Source organism: Bariatricus sp. TF06-38A (assembly GCF_027690675.1).
Classification (GTDB): domain Bacteria; phylum Bacillota; class Clostridia; order Lachnospirales; family Lachnospiraceae; genus Allocoprococcus; species Allocoprococcus comes.
The window spans coordinates 1-12,441 of the sequence record NZ_JAQFCE010000042.1 but is presented as its reverse complement, the minus strand read 5'-3'; the positions used below and the strand labels follow the sequence as shown (position 1 = coordinate 12,441).

The following is a 12,441-nucleotide window of genomic DNA, read 5'->3' as shown; positions in this document are numbered from 1 at the left end:
GTTATTCCCACCGTTTTAGGCGTAGAACGTGTCACACTATTTGCAAACTCGTCTAACAGACAGCGCACATGGACGGGCAGCCTGCCGCCGTATTCATCATCTGCCTTGTCGCAAAGCAGATTGAAAAGCTGCGTGTAAAGAATACTCACGACAAAGTTAAAAGTATCGTCGGTGTCGCTGATGATAACAAACAGGGCGGTCTTGCGGTCGCCTATGGTGTCAAGCTCCATTTCGTCGGTTTCCATAAGGTCGCGCAGCTCCTTAATGTCAAAAGGGGCAAGCCGCGCACCGCAGGAAATGAGAATAGAGCTTCGTGTCTTTCCCGCAGATAACAGGAATTTCTTGTACTGCCGGACGGCAAAGTGTTCCGGGTCTTTTTCCTCCAACCGTTCAAACATGAGGTCAACGGGGGACTGAAATTCCGGGTCGTCCTCGCGGGCTTCACTGGCATTTATCATTTCAAGCAGCGTCGTGAAGTTCTTTTCTTCCTCCGGGGCTTCGTACCAAATGTAGCCGATAAGGGCGCAGTAAAAGAGCCGTTCCGATTTTACCCAAAAATCCTCCCCGGCTTTTTCCCCGTCCCCTTTGGTGTTGGCAATCAAGGTATTTACCAGTTTCAAAATGTCTTTTTCGCTGCGGATATAGGCAAAGGGATTATAACGCATGGATTTCTTAAAATTTATCGTGTTCAGCACCTTTATCCGATACCCGCCGCGCTGTAAGAGCTTCCCACACTCGACTAAAACCGTACCTTTCGGGTCAGTTACAACGTAGCTTGAGTGCATTTGCATTAAGTTGGGCTTCACAAAAAATCTCGTCTTGCCGCTGCCGCTTCCCCCGATAACAAGGATATTTTTATTCCTTGCATACTTCGGCTGCTTCGGGCGGCTGTTCATGGTAAGCCGTTCCGTCTGTGTCAGAAGCACGTTATTTTGAAATACCGGGTCGGTATAGGGCTTTATATCTTCGGCGTTGCCCCAACGGGCTGAACCGTATTCGATACCTTTTCGGTATTTCTTCGCGTTCTTGCCTTTGAAGTACACCATAAGCCGGATAAGGACAGCCCCCACAATACCGATAAGCAAATCCATAGGGGCAAGGCTCGGAAGCGGGGTTGCAAAGGCAGCGGAAAAGCCGTCTGCAAGGGAAAGCACCTTGCCGGAAAGGTCAGCCCCCGGCGCAAGGCGTACCGCTTGTCCGATTTTGTCAAAGAGATAGACAAAGAGCAGATAGGGGGCATTTAGGATAAGCAGCTTTTTAAGTTCCGGCTTCATAGCGATACCTCCCTGTCCTTTTTCTTCACTTTGTCCTTCTGTGCGTTCAGAGCTGCCGCCTTGTCTTTCAGAGTGGAAAGCAGCTTGCGGATAGAGGGCTTTTTATCCCTGCCTAATTTCTTTGCGGTAAATTCCCGGAACGCTTCGGTCATAACGTCAATATCCTTGCCCTTAAAAGACACAAGATAGGTCGGCGGCTTGCCGTTCTCAATCTTCTTGACGTTGTAATCAAGCCCGCTTTTCCTTGCGATAGGGTCAAAGGCTTTGATATTTTGGTCGGTAATCTCAATGTTGGAAACCTTTTCTCCCTGCTTCATAAGCTGCCGCATAGTGATTTTCCCATGCGGGGCTTTGGTTAGCTGCCCTTTGCCTTTGGCAAGCAGGGCTTTCATAGCCTTTTGCAGCACTTCGGCGGTCAGCTTAGATGTTTTGATTGCTAAAGACACGACTTTTTCATTGACTTCATCTTGCATGAAATCCCTCCTTTCATAGTTTGGTTAGGGTGGTGTGCCGCTTCGGGGCATAAAAATAAGGCGTACATTTTTCATGCCGCCTTTAGATACGCACCCGCAGCCCGTTCAAATCCGAAGCCCTCACACCGACAAGATACCAGTTGTCCCCGTACTCCATGCGGGTCGGCTTCCATTTGCCGCGTACAAACACTTCAAGGCAATCCCCACAATGCAATCCTCCGTAGTAGTCGTTAAGGTCAAAGCGAATGTCGTAACGGTCTGCCGTTTCATCAAAAATCAAAGCTCCTGTTTTCTGTGTCATATTAAAATCCTCCTGTTTTTTAATAGCCGCCGTACATATCGTGGTTGACAAGGGCGGTGTAATAGCTGTCAATGGTGTTGGGCGCGTTGAAAAGTACCGCTTTCAGATATTGCTTGATGTTACGGATTTTCGTGGTGTTCTCTTTCATGCAGTCAAAGACAAATTCAATGTGGCTGCTGTTCAGCTTCATAAACTTTGCTTTGACAAGCTCTGCCGGATAATCGTCCCCGGCGATACGAATTGTCTTTCGTTTGGTGCAGACAGTTTCAAGGATAAGGGACACAATCTCGTCCAAGCGTTCCCTGTCAATGTTGGTATGCTTGATAAAATGCTCATACTCGATATTGTCCTTGATGATTTCCTCATACACGCTGTATGCGTCTGCCGCTTCCGTTCCTTTCCGTTCCGGCTCTGCCGTTTCTTCCCTCAAAGGAGAGGGGTTAGGGGAAAGGATAGGAATGGAATGGTTACTTGATAAATCCGTATTTGATTTTTCTTTTTTTGGTAAGTCAGTCTTTTGTATATCTTTATTTAATTGCATTGGATTTTCCAACGTAGGTTTTTCCTGCGTAGGATTTTCCAATGTTGGATTTCCCAATGTTGGATTTTCCAATGTAGGTAAATCCAAGTTAGGCGGCTGCTCATAGATGATGTAATCAGTTCCCCGCAAGCGTCCTTTCTCGTCGCGCTCCCTTGAACGCTGAATATATCCGGCTCTTTCAAGCTCCCGGACAGCTTCGCGGATAGCGTCGATTTTTTCCCGGTTGATATAGGACAGTCCCGCAAGGGTATAGTCCCAATCCTCCGGCAAGGACAGCATTTGCGATAACAGCCCTTTTGCCTTTAGGGAAAGTTCTTTGTTGCGTAAATGGTGGTTGCTCATAACCGTATATCCTGTGTTTCTCTCCACGCGGAAAACTGCCATAGCTTCATCAACTCCTTTGCTGCATATTTGTTACGCGGTAGAACAGCGATTTTAAGGGTTTAGGTATCAATCCCTTACCCTGTGAAAACCGTACCCGCAAAGCCTTGTGTAGCAAGACTCTTTTTGCCCCTACTGCGTAACATGAGGGTAAAAAAATAGCGGCGTTCCTTGTTTCCCGGTTGGGATAAGGTAACGCCGCCAGTGCGGTGCTATATGAAATTGTGTGATTGCCGACGTGCCGCGCCGCCAGTGCGTCGCGTTTGTATTGGGTTGTTTCATGCTCGCAAGATGTTCCGGCATATCAAGGCGCAATCCGTTAAAAGTAGTAAATTGGTAGTAAAATCAATCTGAAATCCTGCGAATGTGCTTGTATTTCAAGGGTTTTTCGGGATAATCAAAATTTTTAAAGATAAAAAAGTCAGAAATGATGTATTAAGGAAAGGTGGAAATCAAATGAAAATTATTGTAACTCCAGAGGAAATGAGAAGTAACGCAACAAATATCCGCACTGAAAAGGCTAATTTTGAACAGTGTATCAGCAGCATGCGCACAATTGTAAACAGCATGAGTGGCGTATTCGAAGGTGAGGCTGCAACAGCTTTTGTATCAAATTTCGAAAGCTACAATGCCCAGTTTACATCTTTTGGAGAACTTCTGGAAAGCTTTGCACAGAAGCTGGATACAGCTGCCAATACTATGGAAGAAACTGACGGGGGACTTGCTGCATCTATGGGACAGTAAGAAAAGGCAATTTGTGCGGGGATACGTCCTCGCACAAAGATGTGCTGAGACAGAAATGAGTGATGAAAAGAATGAAAGAACTAATACTATCTCCGGAAGAAATCTATTATATCGGAAAAGTAAGTGGCGGAAAATATCTGGATTATGATTATATTGCCGCTATGCAGGATATTGGAAAGCGGGGGAAAATAAAAGCGCAGGAAATTCTGGATGGTCTTGAAAGGAAGGGATATGCCGAGGAGGATTTCTTAGGCAATCTGGAAGTAGAGCCGGCATGTACAGAAATGCTGCAGCCGGTTTATCAGGGGATGTATGAATCTGAGCTGATTTTACGGGAAGAGTCAGGAGCATCTGTACATTATAAATTTCATCATATGGAGAATAGAATTACATCTGTAGAGTGCCATGCACAGGAGTACCGCGTCAGGGCGCAGGACAAAGAAGGAATAGAAAAGATGCTGTATTCTCTTTTGGAGGAAGATGTGCATACAGGGGAAAGAGAAGCATACATTGCGATTGACCAGGCAGAAAGGAGCATCATTCTGAAAGGTACTCATATCGGAAAGGATACCTGTCTCTATTTCTATGCAGAAAAAGGTGGTTCTTTCTATGAGATAGATCCGGAACAAAAAGAAGAAACGATACTTCGCCTGGTTGAAAAGAATGTCGTTTGTGAGCAGGCAAAAAAGATTCTGATAGGAGACTGAGAAAATGGCATACAAAGATGAAAATGGAAAAATAACAATTGATGATGTCGCAGCCGGAGAGGATATCAGGAAAATCGAGCGGGCACAGTCTATCCTGCAAAATGCATTGCAGAGTCTGAGAGCAGCTCAGACAGAAGGGGCAAATTCAAAAGGTGAGACAGCCCAGGCTATTTATGATAAATCCCAGGAACTGATTAACCAGATTCAAAGGCTTGATAGTAATTTGGAGGAAACAACAAATTATATTCGCCATGTGCTTGCTGTTTATAAGGCGAAGGATGAAATGCTCAAGGAGATTATGGCAGCAGCGCAAAACATGAATTAAAGTGGAGGTATCCAACATGGCTAATATTAGAATTGACGCAGATGGATTGCAGAACAATATTTCATCTATGCGAGCCTATATAAATGAACTGGATTCTTTGAATGCACGGACACAGACGCTTATGACACAGATTGCTTCTTCCTGGGAGGGAGAGGCAAGCACGGCTTATATTAATATTATGACAGAGAGAATTCAAAAAGCAGGGCAGATGAAAGAGCTTTTACAGGAATTTATATCCTATATGGAATCTACCAGAACAAAATTTGTGTCAAGAGATCAGGAAAGTTCGTACTCTATCAGGGGATGCTAGGAGATGAGAAGATGATTATAGATGTGAATCCACAGACAATTACGGGAATCGCCCAGACGATTGCAAATGCTTATGGAGAAGTGGAAGAGGCAGCAAGAATTTTGACATCCATCACGGAACATAACAACTGGAATTGCAAAGAGAGGGATGCTATCAATGACTATACCCGTTCAAATGCCCAGGAGATTTTGAAAATCAGTGAAAAATCCGGAAATTTTGCAAATGTCATGAAGGTGGTTGCAGAGAATTTTACGACAGATGAGAAAAATATATCAGAAATGTTTACCAGCGTAGAGAGCATCATTGCCTCCATGCTTACGATCCAGCCGATCGGAAGTGGGACTACGACAAGCAATATCCCGGAGGGTGTAATGCCAATTAATAAATCAATCGGAGCAGGAGATATCAATCTTTCTTCTGTGATCGATCTGGCAAGTATGAAATTGTAGGGACAGGAGGAGAAGAATGGCATCCAGAATTATATTAGATCCAGAAACCCTGTTGGCGCAGGCTGGTGAAATGCAGAGCCTGACAGCAGAATATGAATCCCTGTTTTCGAAGGTTACGGGTACTCTGAATGACACCAACAATAATTGGAGTGAACTGTTAGCACATAATTTTGCAGGGAAAATAAGCAGCGCCCAGCAAAGCTTTGCAAGTATTACAGAGCTTCTTGCCAGTGGGGCGGCAGCAGCGAAAAACAGTGCTACAACCATGCAGTCGGTAGACCAGTCTCTTTTTAAGGTGTTCGGAGGAGAAGCTGGTGAGGGGATTATTTCCGGACAGGTACAGGGGATGACTGATGTCATAGAGGATTACAGGAAATGGGAAAAGAAATCTAAAAAAGTAAAAGCAAAAAGTAAAAAGAAAAAAGACGGTTTTTTGGATTCTTTGAAAGCAGATATGGCAGGAGTGTCGAAAGCAATTGTAAAAAAAGGAAAGAAGACTGTTGCAAAAATAAAAAAATCCTATGATGAAAAAGGATTTGTTTATAAGGCACTTCAATATGGAAAATCTGCTGTAAAAGTTGGTGCAGGTGTTGTCAAAATTGCCGGTGCGGTAGCTCTGGTAGCAGGCTCCGGTGGTGCAGCACTTCCTGTAGCTGCTTGTATTACTTTAAGTGCCTGCAATGATATTTATAATGGCATGATGGATGCAACATACACCTATACCGGTGACTATAACAAGGTTGGTAATACAAATGCATTAAAGGATTTTCTTGTAAAAAAAGGTGGAGAGACAGGAGAAATCCTCTTTGGAGATGAGAAGCTGGGAGAAAAAATGGGCAGTTGGGCTTACACAGGATTGGACGTTGTTTCTTTCTTAAATGGTGTAGATAAACTTGGAAAATCTTTTGGTAAGCTTCAAACTATAACAAGCGGCACCGCAGAAACGTCAAAGGTATGGGGAGAAATTCACATGGATGACGTTATCGACAATGATCTTAAATATCTCAGCAAAGATGGAATTATTAAGACTATACTTAATATAGACCCCAACTCTGTAGCTAATTTTGGATATGACGTCGTCACAGGTACGATTAAATCTATAAAGTCAGCAGGAAAACTTGGCAATACTATAGCAGATCTGGCCGTTGGTTAGGACGAGAAAGGAAAATAAAATGGCAAAGCAATTACTACCAAATGGAAGCGTTGTAACCTTAAAAGGTGCAACAAAGAAGTTAATGACAATTGGCATTGAGGTTGAAATGGAGGGAGATGAAAAAACCTACGATTATATCGCAATTCCCTATCCGGAGGGTTATATCGATTCGGAAACCATGTTTCTCTTTATGCAGGAGGATATCGAAAATGTATCTTTCGTAGGTTTTGTAGATGCAGAAATGCAGGTTTTTCGAACTGCATTAGAAGAAACAGATGAAAACGATGCTGAGAAAGAAAGTGATTCATAGTATGATCAGCGACATTTATTTGGCACGTAATCGGAGCATAATGAGAATCTCCGCTGCCTGTAGCTGTCATATAGGAAAGCGAAGAAAAAATAACGAGGACAATTTTTTCTTTGCGGGACGCTATATGGCAAGCTGTAACAATGGACTCGGAAGTATTTTAGAGAAAAATTTTCCGCTAAAAAAGGACAGATTCTTTGCTGTTTTTGATGGCATGGGAGGCGGAGAATATGGCGAGATTGCTTCCTATATGGGTGCAAAGGCAACAGAGGAATACTTGAATGCAGAAGAAGCAGATGATATTGCAGGTAAAAAAGGCTATCTGGAAAAAATGTGTACGCATGTAAATGACAGGATATTTAAGGAAACCCTTCGTTTGGATGCGGAGATGATGGGATCTACTTTGGCAGGACTTTATTTTACAGGAAACCAGGTTTGGACTGTAAATGTGGGGGATAGCAGATGTTTTCTCCTGCGAGATGGGAAGCTTCGGCAGATTTCCGAAGATCAGACAGACGAAGCCTATATGAAAGAAAACGGTATTCAGGGACGAAAGCCTTATTTGACCCAGTATATGGGAATGAATCCGGAGGAAGTGCGCGTACTTCCCTATATGGATTGCCTGCAGACGAAAAGGGGAGATCGTTTTCTTATCTGTAGCGATGGCGTGAGTGACATGGTGCCGGTAGATTTTCTGGAAACCATGATGCAGCAAACGCAAAGTACGGCGAAGTGTGTCGATGCAATTCTCACAGCAGCGTTAGATGCAGGCGGTAAGGACAATATTACAGCAATTGTTTTGGAAATAAACAGATAGAATTACAGGAGATGTAAATGGATGAGGAGAGATATCCAGCTCTGCCCTGGCAGGGATGGAAGATTGTAAAAAGGCTGGGACGAGGCGGTTATGGCAGTGTGTATCTGGCACAGCGGAATTCGGCGGGTGTCATGGAAGATGCTGCTGTAAAGGTGATTTCTTTCCCAAAAAATGAAGAAGACATTGAAGCTGATTTTACAGATGGATATGATCTTGTCAGTGTAAGAAATAAGTATAAAAATATGCTTCACAGATACGTAGATGAGTATCAGATCATGCTGGCATTTAAAGGGCAGACCAATATTGTCAGCTGCGATGATTTTGAAGCAAAACCGCATAAAGACGGAATTGGATGGGATGTTTTTATCCGTATGGAACTGCTGACCCCATTGACTACATTGATCAAACAGTATGCAGGAATTATTCCTGAGGAAATGGTTATAAAAGTCGGAAAAGATATCTGTTCGGCGCTGATGCTTTGTGATTCTAAAAATATCGTACATAGAGATATTAAGCCGGAAAATATTATGGTATCGGAATTTGGCGATTATAAATTAGGTGATTTCGGAATTGCCAGAACTATGGATCATACAACCCAGGCAACGACAGTAGGATCAGAGCGTTATATGGCGCCGGAAGTGATTAAAAGAGAAGAATACGGAAAAGAGGTAGATATTTACAGTCTTGGACTGGTGCTTTACTGGATGCTGAATAACCGTAAGCGTCCGTTTATTGATGCGGATCATTTACCAACTCATGATGAAATCGAACTGGCACAGGCAAGGAGAGAAAAAGGGGATCCTTTGCCACGGCCAAAATACGGAAGCAGGGATTTACAGAATATCGTTTTGAAAGCATGTGCATATGCACCAAAAGACAGATTCTCTTCTGCCAGAGAAATGTATCAGGCGTTGGAGGTATTACAATCAGGTGGAAGTATACCAGAACTGCCGAAGCCTGAACCACCCGGAAAACCGAAACTGCCGGATGATGATGGCGAGCTGACGGGAGGATGGGTTTCCGTAGATGATGGTAAGGAGAATGGAAAGCATTTAGATGATGAGGATGAGTGGAGTTCTGTACATGTCACTGAAGATAAAAGGAATATAGAAGAAGGACCTGCTGTTTTAGAAGGGGCTTATCCGGATGAGAAGGAACTTAAAACAATAAGGAAGGCTTTGAATATATGTACAGTTATAATGGGAATCTGTACGCTTGGAATTGCGTTGTTATGGTGTATTCCTATCAGAAAGAAAATTCTAGGAAGAATCGAAAGACGAGAGCCAATCAGCGACGGATTAAAGATAGCGGCTACTATGATCGGATTTATACCGGGGCTGTTACTTCTTGTAAATGAAGATATTTAATTAAAGTGGCTGGGAAAATTTCCAACCATAAGAGAAACAGGAAAAGAAAGGAAGAGAGAGTATGAGGAATCGAAAAGTTAAGATTTTTGCACTTGTTCTGGCAGGTTGCCTGAGCTTATCTGGATTAACAGGATGCGGCGGTGGAATTAAGATGACAACTGACGATACATCGTCCAAATCAGATAGCGGATTGATGGGATCTGCAAAAAAAGAAGCAGAAAAAAGTGATGAATCAGAAGCAGATTCTGCCGATGAAGAGGATAAAATAAGTGATGATATGATTGGGCGGTATGTATCCCAGGGATATGAAAATCCTTCCTTTGGATTTGCAATTTCCCTCCCAGATACTTATACGTTGGAAAATAGAAACAATGTCGCACTAAACGATGCGGACATTGTAGAATCTTCTAATTCAGAAGGCACTTATGATTATTTAAAATCTTTAATTTCGATGGGAAGTGCGGTAGTTTTTTCGGCGGAGGATGGGAATACATATATTGAAACGAACATTCAAAATGCAGCGGTTTTAGATAAAACAGCTAAATGGGATGAAGAAAAGAATATAGCGGAAAATTCAGTGATGACTGAGGAGGATGCTAAAAAATTGATGGGAGAAGATGCACAGGTTACTGAATTTCAAAATAATGTGGAAGAAATCACATTTTTGGGTGAGAAACATTATGCGGCACAATATACATTTAAGAACTATGATGTTTCGTATTATGGTGTGACTGTGTTTTTGGTGAATGAGCAGGATTCACAGTATATGTTAGCTGTCAATATAATTGGAGTAGATCTGAATGTAGTAGATCAGGCGGATCAGTTCTTTAGTGTATATACGGAGTAAGGTGAAGGGGAAAAAAGAAAGGTATGAAAAAGTTTTGTGTATTGTTTAGCCTTTTGATGTCTACAATGGTGTTTACAGCATGTGGAGCTGGCATTAAGTATAGTAGTGACAGTAATAGTAGTAATAGTAGTGGTAGTAAGCAAACTAAAAATGCAGAGCTGGTGGATTTAGGATCAGATCCGCAGGCTTATATGCTTTACGGGACCTATCGGAATGAAGAAAATTATAAAGATGAAGATGGTTCCTATGCGAATGAGCATGCGGATGATTATGACTATATGACTCTGCAGCTTGAGGATTCGGAAAAATATGAGGTGCAGATTCTTCCGATACAGATATATGCAGACACTGATTTCCTGATTTATGACCTGTCTGGAAAAACAGACAAAGAACTGAAAGAAGAGGAAGGTCTGACAGACCAGCAGATTGGCGCATTGCATGAATATTGGCAATATAATCACATTCGTGCCTCTTTTGTCGAAAGAAAAAAATATAGTGAGGATGGAGAATATTCTTATTCGGTAAATACTCTCTTCACATTTGCCTACGAAGTAGTAGGAGACAAACTCTATATGGGATTAGAAGCTTTGATTATGGATGATGAGGATGAAACTAATCTGGGATATCATGTACAAGATCGCAAGGATTGGGTTGAATACTCTTATGGCTTCGACGGTTTGGATTTAATTTTGTCTAAGGACGGAAAAAGTACAAGACTTAGATCTGCGGATATACTTTATGCAGAAAAAAAGAATGAAGGACTTTATGAATGGGGATATGCCAAAAATTCTAGTTCCGGATATGATGGGATAGTTCATTTGTCTTTGAACACGGAAGACGGTGATGATTCTTATATTGAGTGGGCAGATGGAAGAACAGGTGAGAATGTAAAAACACAGATTGATGGCAATCAGTTTACTCTTACCTGGGACAGCACCTATCGTTACGATTATGATCTTGGAGAATCGGAGGAAGGAGAAGGTGGAAAAATCACAGGGATTTTCCTGATTACTAACCGACCAAATGGAGGAATGGATGGAGGCTTGTCCATCTGTGTTGATGGAAAATGGTATCCTTATGTTTATGATTCCACTGCATATTGGAATGGTGAATTAAGTGATAATTTAGAGACAGATGCTGATGTGAGCAGTATGAGTGAAGATGAGCTGGGAGAGTTAAAAGAAAACCAGACAGCAGTCTCAAGCGGACTTATGGGAGCCTTCAAAGAGCAGGGACTTGATTCCACGAAGATAGACGAGTCGACGGGAACGGTACAGATGGATAATAATGTGCTTTTTGCATGGGATAAGGCAGATTTGTCAGAAGAGGGAAAAGCTTATCTGGATCAATTCCTTGCAGCCTATGTACCGGTAATATCCAGTGCGATAGAAGATGGAAAAGTATCGACAATCGTGGTGGAGGGGTATACCGATTCAGCAGGAGACGAGGCTTACAATTTAAAACTCTCTGAGGAAAGAGCAAAGACTGTTGCAGATTATATTAAAGCAGGTTATCCGGAACTTACGAATGCTATCGAGGTTGTCGGTAATGGAGCAAATAATCTGATTCTGGATGGAGAAGGAAAAGAAGACGCTGCAGCATCAAGACGTGTAGAAGTCAGATATGTCCTGAAGACAGAGTAGTGATAAAAATCAAACATAAAATAATATAATAGAAAATAAAAGCAGACACATAAGGAGAAGATAAGAATGGCGGAAAAAATTGATCTTAATACACTTCCGAAGGGACTTACAAAGGAAGAATTTACAGCTTTGCCTAATTTTAAAAAGATACGTTCTTTTTTTACCTGGTCTGGTGTGGTATCTATTGGATCAGGGATATTGATTTGTTCAGAGTATGGAAAGGTATGTCAAAGTGTACTTCGGGCTGGAGGAAGCCTTGAGGAGGTGAACCAGCTATGGGCAGTAAAGCTTAATATACTGTTTATGATTTTTGATATTGTTATGGGAATACTCCTGATAAAAAAGAAAACAACAAAAATGGCGTATATTCTTGCTATAACAGAATTGGTCTATATAGTTCTGGTACTTGTATTAGGCGGGACGATAGGTACTGGGGCTATAGCCTTTTTACTTGCTTTAGCCGGTGCGATCCGGATTGATAAAAAATGGAAACAGTATCAGGAAATATCAGGTGGAAGCAATCAGTTAAACCATACAGGGAATAGTACAGCCAGAACAACACAGAACAACACATATACAGAAATTCACACATCCGAAACTGCTAATAATGGAAGCACCTGGCAGCAGGCGGAAAAAAATAATGATTTTGTATCAGCTGACAGCCCTAAAAGTCTGGAGGAAACACTGAACATTTATAAAAAAGAAAAAAGCTGGTCTGCAGAAAATGATATGATAGAGACTTTGAAGAACAGCAAAGGGGCTGTGAAAAAAGAATAGTCCCGAAAAAAAAGAAAGACCAAGA

16 protein-coding genes are annotated in these 12,441 nt (G+C 42.2%); 12 read left to right on the top strand and 4 right to left on the bottom strand.

Annotated elements, in window-relative coordinates; all coding sequences use genetic code 11:
- From PG418_RS18495 to PG418_RS18480, 4 genes are all read right to left on the bottom strand, one after another.
- On the bottom strand, positions 1–1,274 hold a 1,274-nt coding region (locus PG418_RS18495), incomplete at its 3' end, for a VirD4-like conjugal transfer protein, CD1115 family (protein ID WP_498837843.1).
- Entirely contained in the window at positions 1,271–1,747 is a 477-nt protein-coding gene (locus PG418_RS18490) for a PcfB family protein (RefSeq protein ID WP_002610294.1), read from the bottom strand. The genes PG418_RS18495 and PG418_RS18490, both read right to left, overlap by 4 nt.
- An 82-nt stretch (positions 1,748–1,829) precedes the next feature.
- Positions 1,830–2,048, bottom strand: coding sequence for a DUF5348 domain-containing protein (locus PG418_RS18485; protein WP_002610290.1), 219 nt, complete (start codon positions 2,046–2,048; stop codon positions 1,830–1,832).
- Between the two features lie 19 nt (positions 2,049–2,067).
- Positions 2,068–2,973 (bottom strand): DUF6017 domain-containing protein, encoded by a 906-nt coding sequence (locus tag PG418_RS18480; protein ID WP_003529199.1) that lies wholly within the window; start codon positions 2,971–2,973, stop codon positions 2,068–2,070.
- Positions 2,974–3,426: 453 nt separating this feature from the next.
- Here PG418_RS18480 and PG418_RS18475 point away from each other — a divergent pair, with 453 nt between their 5' ends.
- The 12 genes from PG418_RS18475 to PG418_RS18420 all read left to right on the top strand — a co-directional run bounded on the left by PG418_RS18475 (position 3,427) and on the right by PG418_RS18420 (position 12,416).
- The gene (locus tag PG418_RS18475; RefSeq protein ID WP_044998562.1) at positions 3,427–3,714 is read left to right on the top strand and encodes a WXG100 family type VII secretion target; all 288 of its coding nucleotides are present in this window, start codon (positions 3,427–3,429) and stop codon (positions 3,712–3,714) included.
- Positions 3,715–3,785: 71 nt separating this feature from the next.
- Complete coding sequence (locus PG418_RS18470) at positions 3,786–4,421, top strand: hypothetical protein (protein WP_055296544.1); 636 nt, start codon at positions 3,786–3,788, stop codon at positions 4,419–4,421.
- A 4-nt stretch (positions 4,422–4,425) separates the two neighbouring features.
- Entirely contained in the window at positions 4,426–4,746 is a 321-nt protein-coding gene (locus PG418_RS18465; RefSeq protein WP_008368736.1) for a hypothetical protein, read from the top strand.
- 16 nt (positions 4,747–4,762) lie between these two features.
- Positions 4,763–5,056 (top strand): WXG100 family type VII secretion target, encoded by a 294-nt coding sequence (locus PG418_RS18460; RefSeq protein ID WP_008368735.1) that lies wholly within the window; start codon positions 4,763–4,765, stop codon positions 5,054–5,056.
- Between the two features lie 11 nt (positions 5,057–5,067).
- On the top strand, positions 5,068–5,505 hold the full coding sequence (locus PG418_RS18455; protein WP_044998517.1) for a hypothetical protein: 438 nt from the start codon (positions 5,068–5,070) through the stop codon (positions 5,503–5,505).
- A 16-nt stretch (positions 5,506–5,521) separates the two neighbouring features.
- On the top strand, positions 5,522–6,658 hold the full coding sequence (locus tag PG418_RS18450) for a WXG100 family type VII secretion target (RefSeq protein WP_173699138.1): 1,137 nt from the start codon (positions 5,522–5,524) through the stop codon (positions 6,656–6,658).
- Between the two features lie 19 nt (positions 6,659–6,677).
- Positions 6,678–6,968, top strand: a complete 291-nt coding sequence (locus PG418_RS18445) for a DUF4176 domain-containing protein (protein WP_008368726.1) — start codon at positions 6,678–6,680, stop codon at positions 6,966–6,968.
- A 124-nt stretch (positions 6,969–7,092) separates the two neighbouring features.
- On the top strand, positions 7,093–7,782 hold the full coding sequence (locus PG418_RS18440) for a PP2C family protein-serine/threonine phosphatase (RefSeq protein ID WP_172676438.1): 690 nt from the start codon (positions 7,093–7,095) through the stop codon (positions 7,780–7,782).
- A gap of 17 nt (positions 7,783–7,799) precedes the next feature.
- Positions 7,800–9,149 (top strand): serine/threonine-protein kinase, encoded by a 1,350-nt coding sequence (locus tag PG418_RS18435; RefSeq protein ID WP_227084666.1) that lies wholly within the window; start codon positions 7,800–7,802, stop codon positions 9,147–9,149.
- 61 nt (positions 9,150–9,210) lie between these two features.
- Positions 9,211–9,996, top strand: a complete 786-nt coding sequence (locus PG418_RS18430; protein ID WP_498837842.1) for a hypothetical protein — start codon at positions 9,211–9,213, stop codon at positions 9,994–9,996.
- A 23-nt stretch (positions 9,997–10,019) separates the two neighbouring features.
- A complete protein-coding gene (locus PG418_RS18425) occupies positions 10,020–11,639 on the top strand; it encodes an OmpA family protein (RefSeq protein WP_173692143.1) in 1,620 nt (539 codons plus the stop codon).
- Between the two features lie 66 nt (positions 11,640–11,705).
- Entirely contained in the window at positions 11,706–12,416 is a 711-nt protein-coding gene (locus tag PG418_RS18420; protein ID WP_498837841.1) for a hypothetical protein, read from the top strand.
- The last annotated feature ends 25 nt before the right edge of the window (positions 12,417–12,441 follow it).